This is a genomic window from Bacillus sp. NEAU-242-2 (assembly GCF_027853835.1).
In the GTDB taxonomy this organism is placed as follows: domain Bacteria; phylum Bacillota; class Bacilli; order Bacillales; family Bacillaceae; genus Bacillus; species Bacillus velezensis.
Window position 1 is genome coordinate 518,668 of record NZ_JAPNNY010000002.1, and the last position, 22,219, is coordinate 540,886.

Genomic DNA, 22,219 nt, shown 5'->3' on the forward strand with positions numbered 1-22,219 from the left:
GTTTGTTGGCAACGATTAAAGATGTCGCAGCCGCTGCCGGCGTCTCTGTTGCCACGGTCTCGCGTGTCCTCAATGACAACGGCTACGTGCATGAAGATACACGAACGAAGGTCATGCTTGCCATGGAGAAGCTGAATTATTATCCGAATGAAGTTGCCCGCTCTCTTTATAAAAGAGAATCCAGACTGGTCGGGCTTTTGCTTCCGGATATTACGAACCCCTTTTTCCCGCAGCTTGCCCGCGGCGCTGAAGACGAGCTGCAGCGGGAAGGATACCGGCTGATCATCGGCAACAGCGATGAAGAATTGGAAAAAGAACTCGACTACCTGCAAACATTTAAACAAAATCAAGTTGCCGGTATTTTGGCGGCCACCCATTACCCCGACCTTCCCGAATACAGCGGCAGCCTTTACCCGGTCGTATTTCTGGACCGGACAAAAGAAGGCGCCCCATCCGTATTCAGTGACGGGCGGGCAGGCGGAAAACGGGCGGCTGAGGAAATGCTTTGCGGCAAAAGCACAAGCATCACGCTTGTTAAAGGCCCAGGCCACCTTCCGACCGCTCAGGAACGTTTTAACGGCGCACTTGATGTGCTGCAAAAAGCGGGCGCGCAGTTCAATGTCATCTCCGCTGCTTCATTTTCCATCAAGGATGCCGCCGTTTTAGCAGAAAAATTGTTTGCAGCATACCCGGAAACCGACGGAGTCATTGCCAGCAACGATATTGCGGCGGCTGCCGTCCTCCATGAGGCGCTGCGGCTCGGCAAAAAAGTTCCGGAGGAGATTCAGATCATCGGATACGACGATATTCCGCAGAGCAGGCTTTTGTTTCCGCCGCTTTCAACCATCCGCCAGCCTGCATATGAGATGGGAAAACAAGCGGCAAACCTGCTGCTGCAATTGATAAAGAAAGAGCCGCCGAAAGAGACGGCCATTCAACTACCCGTGACTTACATAAGAAGACAAACGACGAGAAAGGATGATCACCATGAGTGAAATTTGTGTTATCGGAAGCTGTTCTATGGATCTGGTCGTCACATCCGAACGGCGTCCGAAAGCCGGGGAAACCGTACTGGGCACAGACTTTCAAACCGTGCCCGGGGGAAAAGGCGCAAACCAGGCCGTAGCCGCTTCCCGTCTGGGCGCGAACGTATATATGGTAGGAAAAGCTGGCAGTGACAGCTACGGAAAAGCGATTATTGAAAACCTGAAGGCAAACGGTGTCAATACGGACTATATGGAAACGGTTACACATAAAAAAAGCGGAACGGCTCATATTGTGCTCGCAGAAGGAGACAACAGCATCGTCGTCGTAAAAGGCGCAAACGATGACATCTCCCCCGATTATGCCAAAAGTGCGCTGGAAAAACTTTCCGTCATTGATATCGTGCTGATCCAGCAGGAGATTCCTGAAGAAACCGTTGAAGAAGTGTGCAGCTACTGCCGCGCGCAGCAAATTCCGGTTATCCTGAATCCCGCGCCGGCCCGGCCGCTGAAACAATCGACAATTGAGAATGCCGCATATCTTACGCCGAACGAACATGAAGCATCCATTTTATTTCCTGACCGGACGAAAGAAGAAGCGCTCGCCGGCTATCCCGGCAAACTGTTCATTACCGAAGGAAAACAAGGCGTACGCTACTCAGACGGCACCGCGGAACGGCTTGTTCCCGGCTTCCCTGCAGAAGCGGTCGACACGACGGGAGCCGGCGATACCTTTAATGCGGCACTTGCCGTCGCACTCGCGGAAGGACGGGACATCGAGCAAGCGCTCCTGTTTGCCAACCGCGCCGCCTCCCTGTCCGTGCAGCACTTCGGCGCCCAAGGCGGGATGCCGGCCAGAAAAGAAGTTGAGGAGCTGCTGTCATGAAAAAACACGGAATGTTAAACAGCCACATTGCCAAAGTATTAGCCGATCTCGGGCATACAGACCTCATCGCAATCGCCGATGCGGGTCTCCCCGTCCCTGACGGCGTCCCTAAAATTGATTTGTCTTTAACGGCGGGCGTTCCCGCCTTTCGGGATGTGACCAGCCTGATAGCCGGGGAGATGGCAGTCGAAAAGGTGATAGCCGCTTCCGAGATCAAAGACGAAAATCCTGAGAATGCAAGTTTCATAGAAAGCCATTTCTCAGCGCAGACGATCGAGTACATGCCCCACACGGAATTCAAACGGCTCACACAGAAAGCAAAAGCCGTCATCCGAACGGGTGAAATGACACCATACGCCAACTGCATCCTGCAGGCGGGTGTGATTTTCTAGAAAGAAGGGATCCAGCATGCATATCGGCATGACAGACATTCATAAAGCATTCGGCAAAAACCAAGTGCTATCCGGCGTCTCATTTGAGCTTCTGCCGGGAGAAATCCACGCTTTAATGGGAGAAAACGGAGCGGGCAAATCGACGTTAATGAATCTGCTCACCGGGCTCTACCGGCTCGATAAGGGAAACATTACGATAAACGGAACAAATATGAATTTCTCCAATCCAAAAGAAGCCGAAAAGCACGGAATCGCCTTTATCCATCAGGAACTGAATATATGGCCGGACATGACGGTGCTTGAAAACCTTTTTATCGGCAAAGAGCTGACGACGGCGTTCGGCGTTTTGGAAACGAAGAAAATGAAAGCGCTAGCAAAATCACAGCTTGAAAAACTGGGAGTCTCTCTTCCTCTTGACCGGGAAGCCGGACAATGTTCCGTCGGCCAGCAGCAGATGATTGAGATTGCCAAAGCGCTGATGACAAACGCCGAAGTCATTATTATGGACGAACCGACCGCGGCGCTGACCGAACGGGAAATCAGCAAACTGTTTGACGTGATGACGGCGTTAAAGCGGGACGGCGTATCAATCGTCTATATTTCGCACCGAATGGAAGAGATATTTTCGATTTGCGACCGGATCACCATTATGCGGGACGGCCTCACTGTCGATACGGCGCATATGAAAGATACTCATTTTGATGAAGTGGTCAAAAAAATGGTCGGGCGGGAGCTGACCGATCGGTATCCAACCCGCACGCCGTCACTCGGCGATAAGGTGCTCGAAGTAAAAAACGCCTCAAAAAAAGGAAGCTTTTCACAGATCAGTTTCCATGTGAGCGCCGGAGAAATCCTCGGCGTTTCCGGCTTAATGGGTGCCGGACGGACAGAAATCATGAGGGCGCTGTTCGGAATTGACCGGCTCGATTCCGGAGAGATCTGGATTTCCGGCCGAAAAACCGGCATTCGGGGTCCGTACGATGCCATCCGCAAGGGACTCGGCCTGATTACGGAGAACCGCAAAGATGAAGGGCTGCTGCTGGATACGTCCATTCGTGAAAATATCTCATTGCCGAACCTGACCAGCTTCTCTCCGAAAGGCATCATTGACCGAAAACGCGAGGCGGAGTTCGTTGAGCTGCTCATCAAGCGTCTGACCATTAAGACTGCATCTCCGGAAACCGCCGCCCGGCATTTATCAGGAGGAAATCAGCAAAAAGTCGTCATCGCCAAATGGATCGGAATCGGCCCGAAAGTCCTCATCCTTGATGAACCGACAAGAGGCGTCGACGTAGGCGCGAAAAGGGAAATCTATTCATTAATGAATGAACTGACCGATCGCGGAGTCGCCATCATCATGGTGTCTTCCGAGCTGCCGGAAATTCTCGGCATGAGTGACAGAATCATCGTCGTCCACGAAGGGCGCATCAGCGGAGAAATCAATGCGGCAGACGCAACACAAGAACACATCATGACACTTGCCACGGGAGGGCAGCGGTATGAAAACTGAACCAATGACATCAACTGAACAAAAGCGATTTTCCATTCACACCTTCACGCAAAAACTCGGTCCGTTTCTCGGCTTACTGATTCTTGTGCTGATCGTTTCCGTTTTAAACCCGAGTTTTCTTGAACCTCTCAATATTCTCAATCTTCTTCGGCAGGTTGCGATTAACGCTCTGATTGCATTCGGAATGACGTTTATCATTTTAACGGGAGGCATTGATCTCTCTGTCGGAGCCATCCTCGCCTTATCGAGTGCATTGGTCGCAGGTATGATGGTATCAGGCATCGACCCGATCTTAGCCGTCATCATCGGCTGCGTGATCGGCGCCGTACTCGGCATGATAAACGGATTATTAATCACAAAAGGAAAAATGGCGCCGTTCATCGCCACTTTGGCGACAATGACCGTCTTTCGCGGACTGACCCTCGTCTATACGGACGGAAATCCGATTACGGGGCTCGGTACAAATTACGCATTTCAATTATTCGGGCGCGGTTATTTTCTCGGCATCCCCGTACCTGCCATTACGATGCTGATTGCATTTGCGGCCCTGTGGGTTCTTCTGCACAAAACACCGTTCGGCCGCCGGACATACGCCATCGGCGGCAATGAGAAAGCGGCGCTGATATCGGGAATCAAAGTGCCCCGCATCAAGATCATGATCTATTCTCTGACAGGTTTATTATCGGCGCTGGCGGGAGCGATTCTGACATCACGCTTAAATTCCGCACAGCCGACGGCCGGGGAATCATACGAGCTGGACGCCATCGCAGCGGTCGTTCTCGGCGGAACGAGCCTGTCCGGCGGCCGAGGGCGCATCATCGGGACGCTGATCGGGGTTTTGATTATCGGTACACTGAACAACGGCTTGAACCTTCTCGGCGTATCATCTTTTTATCAGCTCGTCGTCAAAGGAATCGTCATTTTAATCGCGGTGCTGCTGGACCGCAAAAAATCGGCATAGTAGGAGGACCATTATGAAGAAAGCCATCATCACGATCGCGGCATTATCACTGTTTTTGCTGTCCGCCTGTTCACTTGAACCGCCGCAATGGGCAAAACCGTCAAACACAAAACATAAAAAAGAATTCACTATCGGGCTCTCCGTCTCCACATTAAACAATCCGTTCTTCGTTTCATTAAAAGAAGGCGTTGTAAAGGAAGCCAAAAAACGGGGCATGAAGGTCATTATTGTCGATGCCCAAAATGATTCATCTAAACAGTCAAATGACGTAGAAGATTTGATCCAGCAGGGAGTCGATGCGCTGCTGATCAATCCGACCGATTCATCAGCGATTTCAACAGCCGTCGAATCGGCAAATTCCCTCGGCATTCCCGTCATTGCGCTGGATCGTTCAGCCGAACACGGCAAAGTCGAAACGCTTGTTGCCTCTGACAATGTCAAAGGAGGAGAAATGGCGGCTGACTACCTCGCCGATCAGCTCGGAAAAGGCGCCAAAGTGGCTGAATTGCAAGGGGTGCCGGGCGCATCCGCGACACGGGAACGCGGAACGGGCTTTCATCATATTGCCGACAAAAAGCTGGATGTCGTAACAAAGCAAGCGGCAGATTTTGACCGCACAAAAGGATTGACCGTCATGGAAAACCTGCTGCAGGGACATCCGGATATCAAAGCCGTGTTCGCCCATAATGATGAAATGGCACTCGGGGCGCTCGAAGCGATTAACAGCTCGGGCAAACACATTTTGGTCGTCGGTTTCGACGGAAACAAAGATGCGATTTCTTCCATTAAAAACGGGAAGCTGACAGCCACGGTCGCCCAGCAGCCGGAGCTGATCGGAAAACTGGCGGCCGAAGCGGCGGAGCAGGTGCTCAAAGGAGAAAAAGTCAAAAAAACCATTTCCGCTCCATTGAAACTTCAAACACAAAAATAATCGGCCGATGTTTAGACTTCCGGTAAAACGTGAAAGGATGAAGTAAAAGGAGAGATACAGATGAAGAAAACAGCCAAAGCGGCATCCATTCTGACCCTTGCAGCGGGAATATCAGCGGCTTCAGCTGCCGGAATAACGCCTCTTCCGGAGACACACGCGCAAGAAGCGGTCAAAATTGACGATCTGTACAGCTACCCGCTTGACTCTTATCTCGTTTCCGCGGAAGCATTGAACGTCAGAACAAAAGCATCAGCAGCCAGTCCGAGAGCTGATACCCTTCATTTAGGCGACAGCTTAAAGATCGTTTCATTCCAGAACGCTGACTGGGCAAAAGTACATTATAAAAACGGAAAAACAGGATTTGTATCTACTCATTATATTGTTAAAGAAGCAACAACCGTAAAAACGACGGCAAAAACAAAAGTATATACAGACAAACAAGCGGTCAAAGCTTCCCTTGCCAAAAACACGAGCGTTTCTTTCCTCGGATGGAAAAAGACAGCCGGCGGCGGCATTGATTTCGGCTGGGCGCTTGTCGATTACGGGGGCGCAACGGGATATATCAGCACAAAAGATCTGCAAAAACTGACATAATATCAAAACGGATTTCGCAAATTCAGCGCGAAATCCGTTTTTTCTTTCTTGAGCAGTCAGAAACGTCTAAGGTTCGAAATATTTCTCAGGAAATATTGTCGGATGAAGATGAATGTATACGACTCTAAAATGGCTTCTTTATGTAATCCGACAGGCGTTTGGCATTGTCACGGATAGCCGCAGCATCGGCGCTGCTAACCCCGTACATCGCGAAAGCCGGCAAATAGGTCATTCCCGTAAAATTAGCCATTGCCTGAAACGGCCTTAAGAGCTCGCTCAGTGAAAAATGGTTGGACCCGCCTGCCTGATATGCATCCTCTCCGGCACCTACAGAAACAGCCAGCAGCAATTCTTTGCCGTGCAGCGCCTTTCCTTTGGAGCCGTAAGCCCAGCCATACGCCAGCACATGATCCATCCATGTTTTTAAAAGCGGAGGCGCACTGTACCAGTACAGCGGGAATTGAAATACGATCCGGTCATACTGTTCACACAGCTGCCGTTCCTTTTCCCCATCTATTTTCCCGTCCGGATATTCTTTATAAAGCTCACGGACCGTGATGTCATCATGATTTTTTAATTCTTCTGTCCACGCCTTATTGACCGCTGAGTTGTCCATGTCAGGATGAACCGCTAATACCAATACTTTCACAGCTACCACACCTTTCCCTTTTGACTGTATTTTACCTAATCTTTGCCGGTTCAGCCAAATAAAAAGAAAGCCCCCGAGAAAAATGAGGCTTTCTTTTTTATTTTATTCCGGGCTTCCTTCGGTTGTTTCGATATCCTTCGCAAAATTCGGATTATCTAAATTTGCGTTGAAAAAGTCCGCCGTATTCGGAAGCTTGAGGTTCATATTCATTTTTTGAGAAATGGTCACTTTACAATCTTTAATGACATAGTCAAACACGTGTCCCCCGGAATTGCGTCCTTCATCAATGAAGTGCAGGTGATATCCGGAAACAGCGATGCCGTTTGCGTAACCCGGCGTCCAGAAGCCGGCGATTGTACCCTGAATGTCGTCAAAGTTGAACACAGGCTGTGTTTTCACCGCTTCGATCATCGGAACGTACGGTTTCTCCTGGCGTTCTACCGTTCTTGTCTGCACCTTTTTAAATACGCCGTCTAAACGGATCGCATAAAATAAGTTTTTACTAGGCAGAAGGCTGGCGATTTCCTGCTCGAATTCTTCACGGGTCATTTCGCCGTCGATCGTATGCGTCATGTCCGGCGTGAAAAATGTGAATGAGCAGAATGGTGACAGGTCTCCGCCTTTAACAGGCGTAGCCGTTCCGTCGCCGCGCAGACGGTAAAATTCGCCGTCAAATCCGATTAATTCGCCGTCCAGTTTGTTGAACGTGCCGATTCCGAAATCACCGAACTTCGGAATGTCAGCCATATCAAAATCTCCGTCATATACTCCGTCCAGCAGAGATGTCATTGTGGATACTTGATAGATCTGATCCTCAGGTGAGCCTTTTTCTCCGCGGCTCATCATATGGATGTCGCTTGCGTTTTTCATATTCCCTTCACTCCTTTTAAATTGGGCTGTTTTAGAAAACAGGTCATGGTGCGCAGAGTGCTAGAGAGCTTTTGCTTTCATTTTTTCTTTGAATTGCTTCGGAAGCATGTCGCTTGATAAATGGACATTGTCACTGTAATCGACAGGAATGTCAATGATGACAGGGCCTTCTGTGTTCAAGCCTTTTTGCAGCACGTCTGCCAGCTGTTCCGGTGACTCAACGCGCAAGCCGGTGGCGCCGAAGCTTTCTGCATATTTTACGATATCAATGTTTCCGAAATCTACGCATGATGTACGGTTATATTTTTTCATTTGCTGGAATGCGACCATATCATATGTGCTGTCATTCCATACAAGGTGAACGATCGGCGCTTTTAAGCGGACTGCCGTTTCCAATTCCATTGCAGAGAACAAGAATCCTCCGTCTCCTGAAACGGATACGACTTTTTCACCCGGATTCACCAATGTGGCGGCAATCGCCCAAGGAAGCGCTACGCCCAATGTCTGCATGCCGTTGCTGATCAACAGTTTCAGCGGCTCATAAGCGCGGAAGTAGCGGGACATCCAGATCGCGTGAGAACCGATATCGCAAGTGACGGTTACGTCGTCATCAATTGCACTGCGCAGTTCTTGGACGATTTGCAGAGGATGCACTCTGTCGGATTTATGATCGCTTGGCGCCTTCTCGCTGTCTGTGAGCATCTGTTTTAACTCGCTCAGCACTTCTTTTTCACGGCTGCCCATATCAAATGTCACAGCGTCGTGTTCAATTTGTTTAACCGTAGCGGCGATATCGCCTAATAATTCTAATTCCGGCTGATAGGCATGATCGATGTCGGCCTGGATTTCGTCAAGATGGATAATAGCACGGTCACCGTTTACGTTCCAGAACTTCGGATCGTATTCAATCGGATCATAACCGATCGTTAATACGACATCCGCCTGTTCAAGCAGAAGATCGCCCGGCTGGTTGCGGAACAGTCCGATCCGGCCGAAATATTGGTCTTCCAGCTCTCTGGACAATGTGCCGGCCCCTTGGTACGTTTCTACGAAAGGCAGTTTTGTTTTGGCAAGTAGTTTGCGGATTTGTTTTACCGCTTCCGGTCTTCCGCCTTTCATGCCGACTAACAGAACGGGAAGTTTCGCCGTCTGGATTTTCGCGATAGCCGCGCTGACCGCTTCTTCCGGTGCAGGGCCTTGTTTCGGCGCCGGCACGCTGCGTACGTTTTTCACATTTGTGATTTCATTCACAACATCCTGCGGAAAGCTCACAAAAGCCGCGCCTGCCTGACCTGCTGACGCTGCCCTGAAGGCGTTTGTTACCGCTTCTGGTATATTCCCTGTTTCCTGTACTTCTACACTGTATTTTGTAATCGGCTGAAATAGCGCCGCATTGTCCAATGATTGGTGTGTCCGTTTTAACCGGTCTGCGCGAATTACGTTACCCGCCAGCGCCACTACCGGATCACCTTCTGTATTAGCCGTTAACAAGCCGGTCGCCAAGTTGGATGCCCCCGGGCCTGAAGTAACGAGACAAACGCCTGGTTTTCCAGTCAGTCTTCCGACAGCCGCAGCCATAAATGCAGCGTTCTGTTCGTGACGGCATAAAACCAGTTCAGGTCCTTTATCTTTTAACGCATCAAATACTGCATCAATTTTTGCACCCGGAATGCCAAAAACATGTGTGACACCTTGCTCCACTAAGCAATCAACAACAAGCTCCGCCCCCCGATTTTTTTCAGAGGTTTTTAGTTCATTTGTTGCTTTTGCCAACACCCTCACTCCTTATTATGCATATTAAATATAAAATTTTAAGTAATTTGTGATATTATTCACTATACACTCTTTGGAAATTGACCTCCAATATCAATTCGCCGTATGATTAATATGTTTCACGAATAATTAACAAAGAGAAAGGAATGGATAAGGATGGAGCTTCGCCATCTTCAATACTTTATTGCCGTTGCCGAAGAACTTCATTTCGGCAAAGCTGCGCTTCGGTTAAATATGACACAGCCGCCTCTCAGCCAGCAGATCAAACAGCTTGAGAAGGAAGTCGGCGTGACCTTATTAAAGCGCACGAAACGGGTTGTAGAGCTTTCAGCTGCCGGAGAAAGTTTTTTAAAACACAGCCGAAACGCGATCGAAGAAATAGACAAAGCGATTGAAATGGCGCAGAGAACGGCGCGGGGAGAGCTCGGCCGCCTTGTCGTCGGTTTTGTCGGCTCGGCCACATATGAATTTCTGCCGCCGATCATTCGGGAATTCCGCGAAAAATTCCCCTCCGTCAAGCTTGATCTGCGTGAAATTTCTTCTTTCAGACAGCAGGAAGAACTTCTGAAGGGGAACATTGATATCGGCATCCTTCATCCGCCTTTACAGCATTCCGCGTTACATATGGAAAAGGTGCAGAGCAGTCCGTGCATTCTGGCTTTGCCGAAGCAGCACCCGCTTACCGCTAAACAGACAATCGACATTCAGGATTTAAAAAATGAACCGATTATCACACTGTCGAAAGAAACATGGCCGACTTTATACCTAGAGTTTGTAAACTACTGCGAGCAGGCGGGCTTCAAACCGAAAATCGTTCAGGAAGCGACGGAGTATCAAATGGTGATCGGATTGGTTAGTGCCGGTATCGGTGTAACCTTCGTGCCTTCTTCTGCTAAAAAGCTGTTTAATCTCGAAGTCGCCTACCGCGGCATTAATCAGGCGCAGCTCACTGCCGAATGGGTCATTGCCTACCGCAAGGATAATCAAAATCCGATCCTGAAACATTTTCTGGATATTATGAATAAACGCCAGGCTTTATTGCAGGCGGATAAGGAAAATGCATAAAAAAGAGGGCCGCCGAAAGCAGCCTCTTTTTTTGTGCTTTTATGGATTTTTACTAAATTGGTAGAAACGCTCAGTACACCTTACGACCTGTACCCGTATACATACAGTACAACTGATCAGGAGGGATAAAAATAACGGGGCGGCAATGACCCATCTAAAAGGAGGCAGAACACATTACACATATTACCGTCATTTTGACCCTGATTTCTTTCTTTGTGACCATTATTTTTATATTTTGGAGACCCGGGGGATTAAATGAAGCCGTTCCGGCGTCGCTGGGCGCCATTCTCGTTTTGTTATGCGGAACCGTTTCCTTTCATGATTTGGGGGATATAGGGTCAAAAGTCACCGGAGCATCAATAACCATTATCTCCACAATGATTATGGCGATCGCGCTGGAAAGCTTCGGTTTTTTTAACTGGGCGGCGGCCAAACTGCTTCACCGCGCCAAGGGATCGGGCATCCGGCTTTTTTGGCTGACCAACCTGCTCTGTTTTTCAATGACGCTCTTTCTGAATAATGACGGCAGCGTCTTAATCACCACTCCTATTTTACTATTGGTCTTACAATATCTCGGACTTAAAAGACATCAGAAAACACCGTATTTAATAAGCGGCGTATTAATTGCGACGGCGGCAAGCACCCCGATCGGCGTCAGTAATATCGTCAATTTAATTTCTCTCAAAATGATAGGCATGGACCTTTATTTGTACACCAATATGATGTTTATCCCCGGCACGCTGGGACTGGTGTTTATGGCCTTTCTGCTGTTTGCCGTTTTTTACCGCCGTTTGCCGAAACAGCTCCCCGATATTCCGGTTCATTTTGATTCGCTGGAACACAAACGATATCATCCGCTTCAGCCTCCGCCGGACTTGAGCCAAAACAGCCGTACGAACATCATGTTTTGTGTTTTGGTATTTGTATTGTTCGTCCGGATCAGTCTGTTTGCAGCTTCTTACAACGGCATATCCGTTTCGCTCGTGGCTGTCATCAGTTCAGTCATCCTGCTTTGCTGGAGATGGTTTTATTTAAAAATCGGACCGGCAGACTTATTAAGAAAAGCGCCTTGGCATATCTTTATTTTTGCCTTCACGATGTACATTATCATCTACGGACTGCATAATATCGGACTGACGGCGCTGCTTGTTCAGTCTATTGAGCCTTATGTCTCACAAAGCATTGCCCACGCCGCAACTATTATGGGCATTGCTACATCCGTCCTCTCTAATTTGTTCAATAACCATCCCGCCTTAATGATCAGCACTTTGACATTAACTGAAATGTCCATCGACCCATTAACCGTAAAAATCATTTATCTGGCTAATATTATCGGCAGTGATATCGGATCATTGCTTCTGCCGATCGGGACATTAGCCACGCTGATCTGGATGCATATCATCAGACAGCACGGCGAAAAAGTTTCTTGGTCAGAATATATCAAAACGACCATTGTCGTTGTCCCTCTCACCGTCGTGTTTACCATTACCGTTTTATATGTTTGGATCAGTTGGATTTACCTTTAGCTCCGATGAAAAAAAACTGCCTGCTGTATAAGAGAGGCAGTTTTATCATTTATGGCAGGTGCATGGTTTTTAAATGATTCAATTTCCAAAAAACAGTATCGCCGTCTGCATTGGTCAATTCAAGAATATTATCTGAGACATCCTGTAACAGCCCCACTTTATTCGGTATATCTCCTAAATCCAGAATAATCAGCTTCCCGATATATCTTTTTAATTGCTCCTCAAAATTCCGGACAAGGGGCACATTAGCGGGAACAACCGGCAGCTCTGAACTGTTTAATGTATACGGCGTCTGCTCATCGGAATAGGGTGTCAGCCATTTCAAATGATGCATCGAGATGAAAAGAGTCTTATAAACCGGAGAGAAGAAAACAAAATAATCATTTAAAACACTTGTCACATACCCATGGATGGAACGGTCTCCCGTAACAAATATTTCTGTAAATCTGCCTTTTATATGCTGGAGGGTATTCCGGTAAGAAAATGAATGTTCCTGTTTTTCGGGATGCGGACTTTTTTTTCTTGCGTACGGCTCTTTATTCTCTTCGTCCGGGAGCGTCAATGTCATCCTCTGAAGATGCAGCAGCGGAATATAAAGAAACGTCCGGCCGTCATGAATCACAATGATATCCTGACCGATATCCAAAAGAGTTCCTGAAAATGTCGTATTCCCCGATATCTCAATATCGACTTGTTTATCCAGAAATCTGCTTAATCCAGCCATTTCATTCCCCCCTCTCCCGCGTTTACGGACAATCTTTCCAATCATTTACGGCCGTGTTTCCACCGATAATCTATTGTCCTTAATACAGTGGCGTAGCTATAAGAATTCTCTTCCTCCCGTTTTGAGGATCGAACGGATCTTGATGATCTTTTCGACTTTTTAGAGGAAGTACGCTGCTCTTCGCGTGATTCTTCTTCATGTGACTTTTCTTCTTCGGCGCTCTCTTTCTCACCTTTATTCTCGTCGTCTTTATTCTCCTCTTTTTTAGCTGCTCCTTTTGCCCCTTCGCTGATGCTCTTGATATGAAAAGGATAGATCCGCAGCACTTCTTTATCTTTCACAAGAGTGTAGTGGCCGTCGGAATTATCCACAAGTATACCTTCAACGGCTTCAGGACCTCCGCGGTTGATGGATACCCATTTGTGGATCAGGCGTTTAAATATGCCGTGAAAATCATCAGCCATTTCAAATTCCGGGCGCTCCTCCTCTTGGCCGTCCTCTTCTTGTTCCGCGCTGATGCTTTTGACATGGTCGGCGTTAAAATATACGATTCCGTCATCTTCCGTTTCCAGCACGAGAAAATCATCCCCTGTTTCGTGAAGCTTTCCTCTTTTCGATTCGGGACCTCCCTGATTCAATTGCACCGTGCGATTGGTCATCCGGCTGATCAGGTCTTGAAAATCATCAGCTTTTTCACATTCTGCCGCTTCGGCCGGCGATACGGTTTCACTCGTATTTTCCGTCACACTTTTCACGTGTTTCCATTGATAATAAACGATTTTATTATCAACCTGAAGAGCGATATAATCCGATTGAATGTCTGCTAATCTCCCTGTCTTGGACTCCGGACCTCCCCGGTAGACAGTAATTACTTTTCCTTCCATTGCATGCAAAAAGTTGTCATCAGACCGATGCCGCTTCGTATTGCGTTTCATCTATTATCCTCCTAGTCATTTTTCTCATAATGTAAAAAGCATAATGCATATATACGTATCACGATTATTTTCGGGAACTGATTCACCAGCCTATTTGTAAAAAATCTTTCTTCATTTCCAAATCAGATATTCCACCGCTCTAACTCACTGCTGATGAAGGCGGACCGCTCCTTAATGTATTCGCAAATCACATCAGGCTCCCGGTCAAAGCAATCAATCTCCTCTTTCTTATAAGGATCCTTTGCGACATGCGGCCTGATCTGCTCATACAGTGACATGACCTTCGGCTTCATATGTTCAATGGTAAACCGGGTCTGAAGCGTTTCTTCCAAAAGCTGTTTGTACGCTTTGCGGAAATACGGTTCATCCAGAAGCCTTGCAGTCAAGGTATTAAACCCTTGTATTCTGACATAATCGGCGTCCATCCGATCACCGTGAATGTCTCTTCCCCACGTCGCATCGTAATCCCACGGAATGACTTCAAAAAGTCCCGTTTCATGATTCCGGTACAAAGCGTAATTATGAACAAACCCATCGTAGTTTGAGGTAAACACGATGCCCGCAAGCCACCGCAAATACTTATCGGCGTCCAAGTGTTTGACGATCTCCCCCTTGAACTCTGACTTCGGCACGGTATTAATTTTATAGATCATGTCCTGCAAGTATAAATCGTCTTCTTTCGTTCCCGTTTTCTTTTCATAACCAAGTTCGAGCGATGTTTTTGTATCCCGCTCCAGATCACTGACGAGGGAGAAATTGGCGTCGTCATCAACCGCGTAAAAAACAGCCCCTTCCGCCAAATTCCGTTTCGCCAGAAAATATTCATCCACTGACTCCAGCTCAAGATACACCCCCTCATGCCTGCCATTGATTTGCAGGGTTACGAAATTCGCCTTTGGTGACAGCGTCCCAAGCTCCGCGAAGAAATCGAGAGACAGCTTATTCCTCATCATCGACGGATCTTTGTATTCAGCGTTTAAATGTATCTCTTTCGCCCTGCGAAATGTTTTCGGCGAATAAAAAGCGATGTGATACGATTTTTTCTTGAAATCTCTTATATGAGAGCCGCGGTACGCCAGATCAATGTCAAGCCGTTTTTGATTCACTCTCAGCACCGCGGGCACCGGATCATCATCCCAAATGTCTTTTTTCAGCTCCATTAAGTCTTTCGGGTGAATAAACAGCTGGTACAGAGGCAATGTTGATTGGTCTTTCATCAGTAACCCTCCCTGTATTAATTTAGGCTGTGCTTTTTATATAAAACTCAGCGAATCACACATACACTTTTTTCATTCATGCGTACTATGTGGTAGTAAGGATCGCATCCTTAAAACATATATCATGAGGAGGTTTCAAAATGGGCCACTATTCCCATTCTGATATCGAAGAAGCAGTAAAGTCCGCAAGCACCGAGGGATTGGAAGATTATTTGTACCAAGAACCAAAAAGCAGTAAGAAGAGAAAATCTCGCAGTCATAAAAAATCGTGCCGCTCTCACAAAAAATCTCGCAGCCATAAAAAATCGTGCCGCTCTCACAAAAAATCTCGCAGCCATAAAAAATCCCGTTCTCACAAAAAATCTCGCAGCCATAAAAAATCCCGTTCTCACAAAAAATCTCGCAGCCATAAAAAATCCCGTTCTCACAAAAAATCTCGCAGCCATAAAAAGTCCCGTTCTCACAAAAAATCTCGCAGCCATAAAAAGTCCCGTTCTCACAAAAAATCTCGCAGCCGTAAAAAATCGTGCCGCTCTCACAAAAAATCTCGCAGCCACAAAAAATCATGCCGCCGCAAGAAAAAACGCACGCAGAAAAAACCTTATCGTCCTCATAAAAAAGACCCTTGCAAAAAAGACGATTACTGCAGCAAAACAGAGTACTGGAAAGACGGGAACATCTGGGTTGTAAAGAAAAACTACAAGTAACGCCATTTGTAAATAGGCTGCCGGCTAAACGGAAGCCTTTTTCCTCAATCAGATATATGCCACGTGATAAGATATGCAGCCGGTTTTCTTTTGTTGTGTTTCCGAATTTTCTTTCTGTATAATCAGGTCATACGATAAAGAAAGGCGGCCGAAATCATGCATATCTTACGAGCAGACGAACTGAACGCAAAAGACACTTACAAATTGCTTTCGGGCACAGTCGTTCCCCGGCCGATCGCATTTGTCACGACGCGGTCATCCATCAACGGCGCCGTAAACGCGGCGCCCTTCAGTTTCTATAACGTTGTCTCCGCAGAACCGCCGCTTCTGGCCATCTCTGTCAGCCGCGCGGACGGACGGCAGAAAGACACCGCGAGAAACGCAATCGCTCATCGGGAATTCGTGGTGCACGTCAGTGATGAGTCCATTATTGAAGATATTAACAAAACGGCGGCAAGGCTTGATCCTGATGTCAGTGAACTTGGCATGACAGACCTTTCTGTGACAGACAGCGCCTGCATCAGCGTTCCCGGTATAAAAGAAGCAAAAGTCAGGTTTGAATGTATACTCGAACGCCATCTTCCGTTTCAAAATGACAGCGGAGAAACGACGACAGACCTCATCATCGGCAGAGTCGTTTGTTTTCATTTGAATGACCAAGTATATGACGCCGATAAAGGCTACATACGGACAGATGAGCTGAAGCCTGCGGCAAGGCTCGCGGGGAATGAATACGCCAGACTCGGGAAGACATATACGCTCGTCCGCCCGACCTGAAGCAGGAACCATTATAATAGAAGAAACTAGTCAAAAAGACCCCTTTCAAAAGGGGTCTTTTTGAGTCTTTTACCATTAAAATCCGCCTAATGTCTTATAGAATGCTGAAACTTGCAAGGCCCTCACCCGTATGAAACGAGTGACACATTTTTAGGAGGCAGACGATGGATTTCATTCAGTTACTGATTTTTTCAGCCGTATTTATTTTGCTCAGCCTTATGTTTCAAGTATTTGCCGTCAAAGTTCTCCATTTTCCAAATCCCGTTAAAAAGCAGAAGCCGATAAACAGCACATATCGATTAATCGAAATCACACTGCTTATTACGGGCATCGCAGCGGTGACTTTTTTCAATGAAATGTACGTATTTGCCGGAGCTGTTTCCATGCTATTTTGCTGCAGCGGCTTAATGGAATGGCGGCACCGGCGGGAGGAAAAGCAATATGTGTACGATTCGTTTTACGCGGGTCTTTCTGCCGCTCTTGGCATGCTTATTTTTTTCATCAGTTAGCGTATCATGCTCTATACTCCTGCGGCCGCTCCGTCGCCGCGCGGGTCGGCCCCGCCTTGGAGAAAGCCTTCTTCATCAATGACGATCGCTGCCGCATGGCCCATAAGCCCGTCAAAATCACCAACGGTCTCGACGCGGTGGCCGCTCTGCCTTAGGGCTTCTCTCGTTTCAGGGCTGATTCTGCTTTCAACCCTCAGCCCTTCATACTCCTCTCCCCATGTCCGTCCCCAGACCCAGCGAGGCTCATTGATCGCCTGCTGCGGGTCCATTTTGTAATCAATGATGCGCGTAATCATCGCTGTCTGAGTTTGCGGCTGGCCTTCTCCTCCCTGGGTTCCGTACAGGATGTGCGGCTTTCCTTCTTTACAGGCCATCGCCGGCATGAGGGTGTGGAACGTCCGCTTGCCGGGTTCGAGCGTATTGACATGGAATTCATCCAGCGAAAAAAATGACCCGCGGTTTTGCAGTAAAATACCCGTCTCCCCCGCCGTAACGGCAGATCCGAACTCGAAATAGAGGCTCTGTATAAAGGAAACGGCATTTCCTTCCGCATCTCTGACGGCGGCATAAGCAGTGTCGCTTCCGACCGGACGGCTTACCGCCGGCGCAGCCGTGTAACCGATTTCTTCCGCCAGCTGCTTTGCATACCGTTTATCAAGCAGCCGATCCAGCGGAATATGAGAAAATGCCGGATCTGTCAGCACTTCATTCCGGTGCTGAAAACTCTTCTTCAGCGCCTCGATCAGCAGATGATAATATTCAAAGGAACCGTGTTCAATCTGAGAAAAATCATAGTTTTCCAATATATTGAGCGTCATTAAGCCTGTAAAGCCCTGTGAATTCGGCGGAGCCTGATAGATGCGGTACCCGCGGTAATCAGAGGATACCGGGTTCGTCCACTCGCCGCGGTGGGCTTTAAAGTCATCAAGTGTCAGACGGCTGCCGTTGTTTTGCAGAAAGGATGTGATGCTTTGAGCGAGATCTCCTTCATAAAAAGCGCCTCTGCCTTTCTCGGCAAGCTGTTCCAAGCTGGCCGCCAGATCCTTCTGGACAAACCGTTCACCGGGCATGGGCGCTTTTTTGTTTCTCGTAAAAATGGCTGAGGTATAAGGTGTTGAGGCTAAAAGAGCGAGATTGCGTTCTGTGTGGGCGCACTGGTCGGCGGACACTGGAAATCCGTTTGCCGCATAATCAAGAGCAGGCTTCAGCACCTCAGCGAGCGAAAGACGCCCGTACGCCGAAAGCACGGCATCCCAGCTGTCCGCCATTCCCGGAACGGTAATTGCGCTTTCTGGCCCGCGCAGAGGGATCGCTTCTCTGCCCCGATACAAGTCTCTCGTCACATGCTTCCCTGAACGGCCGCTCCCGTTATAAGCTTTGATTCGTCCCGTTTCTTTATGGTAAGTGAGCCAAAATGAATCCCCGCCAAGACCCGTCATGTGCGGATACACGACTGCCAGGCAGGCGCTGACCGCCACTGCCGCGTCAAACGCGTTTCCGCCCTTTTCCAGAATGCCGGCCCCCGCCTGAGAAGCAAGATAATGCGGACTGACGACCATTTGTTTCGTTCCGATGGTTGAAGTATTCATGGCAAGCCCCTTTACAAATTTTCTCAAGTATAAAAAGCGGCTTCACCGGTATCCACTTTCCTGAAAGAAAAGCTCACACACTATTTACTTTCCGATAAGAAATAATCCTAATTTATTACGTAACGAAAACAATAAAAAAATTTCTCCTTCATACCGTAACATTTCATGTTACAATAATATCCACCAAATGAAGGAAGGTGAAGCCGGTTGGAACATGAGTACAGCATTCCGAATCTTGTCCTTGATGAAACGGATAAACAGATTCTCTCGATTTTGCACGAGGAAGGAAGGGTTTCCTATACAGACTTAGGAAAGCGGGTTAACCTGTCGCGAGTGGCGGTTCAGCACCGCATTCAGCATTTACTGGATGCCGGTGTGATTGAAAAATTCACCGCTGTCATCAACCCGGCGAAAATCGGCCGTCATGTGTCCGTGTTTTTTAATGTGGAGGTGGAGCCGCAGTATTTGGAGGAAACCGCATTAAAGCTTGAAAAGGAGCCGGCCGTGACAAGCCTTTATCATATGACCGGACCGAGCAAGCTGCATATGCACGGCATTTTCGCAAATGATCAGGAGATGGAAGAGTTTTTGACAAAACGGCTCTATACGCAAAAAGGCGTCGTCAGCGTCGACTGCCAAATGCTGATTAAACGGTATAAAAGCAGAACGGGCATGAAGCTGTAAGGAGGGGACATAGCCATGAAACATCCCTATTGGGACATTACGGCGGCGATGGTCCGAACGGGCATTCTCGGATTCGGAGGCGGCCCGTCGGTGATCCCGCTTATCCGCCATGAAGCAGTCAATAAATACAAATGGATAGATGATGATGAATTCGGAGAAATACTAGCGATCGCTAATGCGCTTCCCGGACCGATTGCCACAAAAATGGCGGCGTATCTGGGCTTCAAGCTGAAAGGCACGTTAGGCGCAATCGCGGCAACCCTCGCACATATTCTGCCTACATGTCTCGCTATGGCGGGCTTGTTTGCGGCTGTCAATGTCTTAAGCCGCTCAGCAATCGTTGCCGGCATGATTGGCGCCGTAACACCGGTGATTGCGGTCATGCTCGGCATCATGGCGTACGAGTTTGGCCAAAAAGCGCTTAAAGGTTTCGGCTGGGTCACGGGCATCCTGTTTTTTATCATCGCTTTTATCGGCCTGCAAACGTTACAGATCAATCCCGGCTTTGTCATTATCATTTTCTTAGCGTACGGCGCGTTTCATTTTAAATTAAAGGACAAAATCACAAATAAACGTTCAAAAGATAAAGGAATGTCTGCCTCATGATCTTGATTTATGTATTTATGGCGTTTTTTGTCGCAAACGTACTCGGATATGGAGGCGGACCGGCGTCGATCCCGCTGATGTTTGAAGAAGTCGTCAACAGATACAGCTGGCTCTCAAACGATCAATTCTCAAATATGCTCGCACTTGCGAACGCATTGCCGGGCCCGATCGCAACCAAAATCGCGGCGTATGTCGGCTACAGCGCAGGCGGGTGGCCCGGGTTCCTGATTGCGCTGATCGCCACCGTCGTACCGTCGGCGCTCGCATTGATCGTCCTCTTGCGCATCATTCAGCGCTTCCGCCAATCCCCCGTCATCAAAGGTATGACGCTGTCCGTCCAGCCTGTCATCGCCGTCATGATGCTCATTCTTACCTGGCAAATCGGCGCAGACGGCATCAAAGCGATCGGCTGGGTTCAAGCGATAGTGATTGCGGGGATCTCCCTCCTTGCCTTGACAAAATTCAAGCTGCATCCGGCCTTCCTGATTATCGCGGCGTTTTTGTATGGAGGGCTTGTGATTCCTCATTTATAAAGAAAAGCACCTGGACAGGTGCTTTTTTATTTTGGCCCCGCAATGCCGTTTGATATGACAACTGTTTCTTCGCCTGCATCACTCTTGATGATTTGCTTAACTTGCAGCGTTGCGCCTGCCATTCTCACAGATTGCTGAACCTGAGGCGAATTGGTTTCAGCCTGTACCCAAACAGAAGTCGGCGCTTTCCAAGCTAGAAAGAGTGCAAGAATCAATATACCAGAGATAACCAGCAGCAGCTTCATATCGCATCACTTCTTTTCAATAAACGGCTCGCAGCGGACAGAGCCTGATGATCATGAAGAATATCACCGGGACGATTGCCTTCTCCCAGCACATAGCCTTTAAAGGACATCCCCATAAAATGAAAAATATGTTCAAATTGCTGAATCAGCGGCAGCCCTTTGAGTTTAGGGTTGTCCCCTCCCACTGCTGTTACATATGCCTGCTTCACTGACATTTGCTGTTTAAAATCAGGAAACCTCGGATCTCTCAGCGTCTGTGACCAGCGATCAATAAACAGCTTTAATGTCCCTGACATGCCAAACCAATAAATTGGGGTGGCGAATACAAGAATATCGCGCGATAAAATCCGCTCAATGATAGAATCGCAGTCATCTTGAACAGGACGAAAGCCGCCTTGGGCGTGACGCAGATCTTCAATTGGCCGGATCCGATATTTCCGCAAATGAATGTGCTCCGCATCGAATCCTTGAACAGCCTTCTCCGCAAGAATATCCGTATTTCCGTCAGGCCTCGTTCCGCCATGAATAACCGCAATGTTCATGATGCATCTGCTCCTTTGTTTACGAATGATTTTCTTCATCATATAATGGATTCATCGATCAATACAGATGATTATTTCGATTGTTTCAATCGATAAAAACGATTTAGAAAGGGCGAGATCAAATGGAATTGAAGCAGCTGATCACCTTTATTACCGCAGCAGAACACGTAAACTTCACCCTAACGGCCAAGATGCTTAACTATGCACAATCAAGCGTTACCTCTCAGATCAAATCACTGGAAGAAGAAATCGGGACTCCTTTATTTGAACGGCTCGGCAAGCGGCTTTTCCTGACAGAAGCCGGCAAAACGTTCAAATCCTATGCGGAGAAGATCATTGCGTTAACAGAAGAAGCAAAAATGGCCGCAAATCAAGCAAGGGAAACAACCGGAACCTTGAAAATCGGTGCGACGGAAAGCCAGTGCACATACCGCCTTCCGCCTATCATAAAAGAATTCAAACAGGCTTTTCCTCAAGTAAAGCTCATATTCAAACCGTATATTTCCAACGAACAAGCGAAAGAACAGCTCTTGCAGGGCCAGCTTGATATCACTTTCATTTTGGATGTGAACCGAACGGAAGACGCACTGCACGTTGAATCTCTGATTCAGGATGAAATCAAAATGGTAGCCGCCAATGACCATCCTTTTCCAGCAGACTCACCAGCAACATTGAAGGATCTTCAAAACGAAACCCTTCTGCTGACAGAGGACGGCTGTTCATATCGCACGCTCTTTGAGAACACTTTACATGACGCCGGAGTCTACCCTAATAAATTAGAATTCGTCAGCATAGAAGCCATCAAACAATGCGTGATGGCCGGACTCGGAATTGGACTATTGCCTGAAATGACAGTAAAAGACGATATTGCCGAAGGACGGATGAAAGAACTCAACTGGCAGAATGAATGCCCCGTTTTTACTCAACTAGCATGGCATAAGGACAAGTGGATGTCTGCACCATTAAAGGCATTTATCGATTTGACGCGAAAAACATTCAAATAAAAACCTG

At 47.9% G+C, this 22,219-nt stretch carries 25 protein-coding genes; 16 read left to right on the top strand and 9 right to left on the bottom strand.

The window, feature by feature from the left end; translation table 11 throughout:
* The first annotated feature begins 5 nt into the window (after positions 1–5).
* From OWN49_RS07540 to OWN49_RS07570, 7 genes are read left to right on the top strand one after another with little or no spacing between them, the layout of a single operon-like run.
* A complete protein-coding gene (locus OWN49_RS07540) occupies positions 6–995 on the top strand; it encodes a LacI family DNA-binding transcriptional regulator (RefSeq protein ID WP_176283572.1) in 990 nt (329 codons plus the stop codon).
* The gene (rbsK, locus tag OWN49_RS07545; protein ID WP_176283573.1) at positions 988–1,869 is read left to right on the top strand and encodes a ribokinase; all 882 of its coding nucleotides are present in this window, start codon (positions 988–990) and stop codon (positions 1,867–1,869) included. The genes OWN49_RS07540 and rbsK overlap by 8 nt, the downstream gene beginning before the upstream one ends.
* Positions 1,866–2,261 carry a D-ribose pyranase gene (gene rbsD, locus OWN49_RS07550; RefSeq protein WP_176283574.1) on the top strand — a complete coding sequence of 132 codons (396 nt, stop codon included), beginning with the start codon at positions 1,866–1,868 and terminating at the stop codon, positions 2,259–2,261. The genes rbsK and rbsD overlap by 4 nt, the downstream gene beginning before the upstream one ends.
* Before the next feature lie 16 nt (positions 2,262–2,277).
* On the top strand, positions 2,278–3,771 hold the full coding sequence (locus OWN49_RS07555; protein WP_176283575.1) for a sugar ABC transporter ATP-binding protein: 1,494 nt from the start codon (positions 2,278–2,280) through the stop codon (positions 3,769–3,771).
* Positions 3,761–4,732, top strand: a complete 972-nt coding sequence (rbsC, locus tag OWN49_RS07560; RefSeq protein WP_071392391.1) for a ribose ABC transporter permease RbsC — start codon at positions 3,761–3,763, stop codon at positions 4,730–4,732. The genes OWN49_RS07555 and rbsC overlap by 11 nt, the downstream gene beginning before the upstream one ends.
* A 13-nt stretch (positions 4,733–4,745) precedes the next feature.
* Positions 4,746–5,663 (top strand): ribose ABC transporter substrate-binding protein RbsB, encoded by a 918-nt coding sequence (gene rbsB / locus OWN49_RS07565; RefSeq protein WP_007407524.1) that lies wholly within the window; start codon positions 4,746–4,748, stop codon positions 5,661–5,663.
* A gap of 60 nt (positions 5,664–5,723) precedes the next feature.
* The gene (locus OWN49_RS07570) at positions 5,724–6,257 is read left to right on the top strand and encodes an SH3 domain-containing protein (RefSeq protein WP_024085887.1); all 534 of its coding nucleotides are present in this window, start codon (positions 5,724–5,726) and stop codon (positions 6,255–6,257) included.
* Between the two features lie 124 nt (positions 6,258–6,381).
* Here OWN49_RS07570 and OWN49_RS07575 read toward each other — a convergent pair whose 3' ends face one another.
* The 3 genes from OWN49_RS07575 to alsS form a co-directional block, all read right to left on the bottom strand.
* Positions 6,382–6,906 (bottom strand): NAD(P)H-dependent oxidoreductase, encoded by a 525-nt coding sequence (locus OWN49_RS07575; RefSeq protein ID WP_172615030.1) that lies wholly within the window; start codon positions 6,904–6,906, stop codon positions 6,382–6,384.
* A gap of 102 nt (positions 6,907–7,008) precedes the next feature.
* Positions 7,009–7,776: an acetolactate decarboxylase gene (gene budA / locus OWN49_RS07580; RefSeq protein WP_003151318.1), complete on the bottom strand. Its 768-nt coding sequence runs from the start codon at positions 7,774–7,776 to the stop codon at positions 7,009–7,011.
* 60 nt (positions 7,777–7,836) lie between these two features.
* On the bottom strand, positions 7,837–9,549 hold the full coding sequence (gene alsS, locus OWN49_RS07585; protein ID WP_176283576.1) for an acetolactate synthase AlsS: 1,713 nt from the start codon (positions 9,547–9,549) through the stop codon (positions 7,837–7,839).
* Positions 9,550–9,705: 156 nt separating this feature from the next.
* On the opposite strand from alsS, the gene alsR reads away from it, so the two are divergent.
* Together alsR and OWN49_RS07595 are read left to right on the top strand one after the other, a co-directional pair.
* Positions 9,706–10,614, top strand: coding sequence for an acetoin biosynthesis transcriptional regulator AlsR (gene alsR / locus OWN49_RS07590; protein ID WP_003151316.1), 909 nt, complete (start codon positions 9,706–9,708; stop codon positions 10,612–10,614).
* Positions 10,615–10,808: 194 nt separating this feature from the next.
* The gene (locus OWN49_RS07595) at positions 10,809–12,140 is read left to right on the top strand and encodes an arsenic transporter (RefSeq protein WP_070082487.1); all 1,332 of its coding nucleotides are present in this window, start codon (positions 10,809–10,811) and stop codon (positions 12,138–12,140) included.
* A gap of 49 nt (positions 12,141–12,189) precedes the next feature.
* On the opposite strand, the gene OWN49_RS07600 is transcribed toward OWN49_RS07595, so the two are convergent.
* From OWN49_RS07600 to OWN49_RS07610, 3 genes are all read right to left on the bottom strand, one after another.
* Complete coding sequence (locus OWN49_RS07600; protein WP_007407530.1) at positions 12,190–12,864, bottom strand: hypothetical protein; 675 nt, start codon at positions 12,862–12,864, stop codon at positions 12,190–12,192.
* Between the two features lie 41 nt (positions 12,865–12,905).
* The gene (locus OWN49_RS07605; RefSeq protein ID WP_025853571.1) at positions 12,906–13,799 is read right to left on the bottom strand and encodes a hypothetical protein; all 894 of its coding nucleotides are present in this window, start codon (positions 13,797–13,799) and stop codon (positions 12,906–12,908) included.
* Positions 13,800–13,921: 122 nt separating this feature from the next.
* Positions 13,922–15,016, bottom strand: coding sequence for a CotH kinase family protein (locus OWN49_RS07610; RefSeq protein ID WP_015387604.1), 1,095 nt, complete (start codon positions 15,014–15,016; stop codon positions 13,922–13,924).
* Positions 15,017–15,156: 140 nt separating this feature from the next.
* On the opposite strand from OWN49_RS07610, the gene cotG reads away from it, so the two are divergent.
* The 3 genes from cotG (at position 15,157) to OWN49_RS07625 (ending at position 17,009) form a co-directional block, all read left to right on the top strand.
* A complete protein-coding gene (cotG, locus tag OWN49_RS07615; RefSeq protein WP_096034907.1) occupies positions 15,157–15,723 on the top strand; it encodes a spore coat protein CotG in 567 nt (188 codons plus the stop codon).
* A 156-nt stretch (positions 15,724–15,879) separates the two neighbouring features.
* Entirely contained in the window at positions 15,880–16,500 is a 621-nt protein-coding gene (locus OWN49_RS07620) for a flavin reductase family protein (RefSeq protein WP_014419051.1), read from the top strand.
* A gap of 164 nt (positions 16,501–16,664) precedes the next feature.
* Positions 16,665–17,009 carry a DUF4181 domain-containing protein gene (locus OWN49_RS07625; protein ID WP_077722953.1) on the top strand — a complete coding sequence of 115 codons (345 nt, stop codon included), beginning with the start codon at positions 16,665–16,667 and terminating at the stop codon, positions 17,007–17,009.
* Positions 17,010–17,020: 11 nt separating this feature from the next.
* On the opposite strand, the gene ggt is transcribed toward OWN49_RS07625, so the two are convergent.
* Positions 17,021–18,598 carry a gamma-glutamyltransferase gene (ggt, locus tag OWN49_RS07630; protein ID WP_176283577.1) on the bottom strand — a complete coding sequence of 526 codons (1,578 nt, stop codon included), beginning with the start codon at positions 18,596–18,598 and terminating at the stop codon, positions 17,021–17,023.
* A gap of 207 nt (positions 18,599–18,805) precedes the next feature.
* On the opposite strand from ggt, the gene OWN49_RS07635 reads away from it, so the two are divergent.
* The 3 genes from OWN49_RS07635 to chrA are packed head-to-tail and all read left to right on the top strand — an operon-like array spanning position 18,806 to position 20,421.
* Complete coding sequence (locus tag OWN49_RS07635) at positions 18,806–19,282, top strand: Lrp/AsnC family transcriptional regulator (RefSeq protein WP_077722955.1); 477 nt, start codon at positions 18,806–18,808, stop codon at positions 19,280–19,282.
* Positions 19,283–19,297: 15 nt separating this feature from the next.
* Complete coding sequence (gene chrB, locus OWN49_RS07640; protein ID WP_025853576.1) at positions 19,298–19,888, top strand: chromate efflux transporter subunit ChrB; 591 nt, start codon at positions 19,298–19,300, stop codon at positions 19,886–19,888.
* Positions 19,885–20,421, top strand: a complete 537-nt coding sequence (chrA, locus tag OWN49_RS07645) for a chromate resistance efflux protein ChrA (RefSeq protein ID WP_077722957.1) — start codon at positions 19,885–19,887, stop codon at positions 20,419–20,421. Before chrB ends, chrA begins: the two co-directional genes overlap by 4 nt.
* A 26-nt stretch (positions 20,422–20,447) precedes the next feature.
* Here the strand turns inward: chrA and OWN49_RS07650 are convergent, their stop codons facing one another.
* Both OWN49_RS07650 and OWN49_RS07655 read right to left on the bottom strand, forming a co-directional pair.
* Entirely contained in the window at positions 20,448–20,666 is a 219-nt protein-coding gene (locus OWN49_RS07650; protein ID WP_070082491.1) for a hypothetical protein, read from the bottom strand.
* Positions 20,663–21,208 (bottom strand): flavodoxin family protein, encoded by a 546-nt coding sequence (locus OWN49_RS07655; RefSeq protein ID WP_077722958.1) that lies wholly within the window; start codon positions 21,206–21,208, stop codon positions 20,663–20,665. Before OWN49_RS07655 ends, OWN49_RS07650 begins: the two co-directional genes overlap by 4 nt.
* Positions 21,209–21,330: 122 nt before the next feature.
* Between OWN49_RS07655 and OWN49_RS07660 the strand changes: the two genes are divergently transcribed.
* Positions 21,331–22,212 (top strand): LysR family transcriptional regulator, encoded by an 882-nt coding sequence (locus OWN49_RS07660; RefSeq protein ID WP_077722959.1) that lies wholly within the window; start codon positions 21,331–21,333, stop codon positions 22,210–22,212.
* The last annotated feature ends 7 nt before the right edge of the window (positions 22,213–22,219 follow it).

Coding starts and splice junctions, on each gene's coding strand:
- OWN49_RS07655 (WP_077722958.1), bottom strand. CDS start 21,208: ATGAACATTGCGGTTATTCATGGCGGAACGAGGCCTGACGGAAATACG.
- OWN49_RS07620 (WP_014419051.1), top strand. CDS start 15,880: ATGCATATCTTACGAGCAGACGAACTGAACGCAAAAGACACTTACAAA.
- OWN49_RS07555 (WP_176283575.1), top strand. CDS start 2,278: ATGCATATCGGCATGACAGACATTCATAAAGCATTCGGCAAAAACCAA.
- alsR (WP_003151316.1), top strand. CDS start 9,706: ATGGAGCTTCGCCATCTTCAATACTTTATTGCCGTTGCCGAAGAACTT.
- rbsK (WP_176283573.1), top strand. CDS start 988: ATGAGTGAAATTTGTGTTATCGGAAGCTGTTCTATGGATCTGGTCGTC.
- OWN49_RS07650 (WP_070082491.1), bottom strand. CDS start 20,666: ATGAAGCTGCTGCTGGTTATCTCTGGTATATTGATTCTTGCACTCTTT.
- OWN49_RS07600 (WP_007407530.1), bottom strand. CDS start 12,864: ATGGCTGGATTAAGCAGATTTCTGGATAAACAAGTCGATATTGAGATA.
- OWN49_RS07660 (WP_077722959.1), top strand. CDS start 21,331: ATGGAATTGAAGCAGCTGATCACCTTTATTACCGCAGCAGAACACGTA.
- rbsB (WP_007407524.1), top strand. CDS start 4,746: ATGAAGAAAGCCATCATCACGATCGCGGCATTATCACTGTTTTTGCTG.
- chrA (WP_077722957.1), top strand. CDS start 19,885: ATGATCTTGATTTATGTATTTATGGCGTTTTTTGTCGCAAACGTACTC.
- OWN49_RS07610 (WP_015387604.1), bottom strand. CDS start 15,016: ATGAAAGACCAATCAACATTGCCTCTGTACCAGCTGTTTATTCACCCG.
- OWN49_RS07570 (WP_024085887.1), top strand. CDS start 5,724: ATGAAGAAAACAGCCAAAGCGGCATCCATTCTGACCCTTGCAGCGGGA.
- rbsC (WP_071392391.1), top strand. CDS start 3,761: ATGAAAACTGAACCAATGACATCAACTGAACAAAAGCGATTTTCCATT.
- cotG (WP_096034907.1), top strand. CDS start 15,157: ATGGGCCACTATTCCCATTCTGATATCGAAGAAGCAGTAAAGTCCGCA.
- OWN49_RS07625 (WP_077722953.1), top strand. CDS start 16,665: ATGGATTTCATTCAGTTACTGATTTTTTCAGCCGTATTTATTTTGCTC.
- ggt (WP_176283577.1), bottom strand. CDS start 18,598: ATGAATACTTCAACCATCGGAACGAAACAAATGGTCGTCAGTCCGCAT.
- rbsD (WP_176283574.1), top strand. CDS start 1,866: ATGAAAAAACACGGAATGTTAAACAGCCACATTGCCAAAGTATTAGCC.
- budA (WP_003151318.1), bottom strand. CDS start 7,776: ATGAAAAACGCAAGCGACATCCATATGATGAGCCGCGGAGAAAAAGGC.
- chrB (WP_025853576.1), top strand. CDS start 19,298: ATGAAACATCCCTATTGGGACATTACGGCGGCGATGGTCCGAACGGGC.
- OWN49_RS07605 (WP_025853571.1), bottom strand. CDS start 13,799: ATGAAACGCAATACGAAGCGGCATCGGTCTGATGACAACTTTTTGCAT.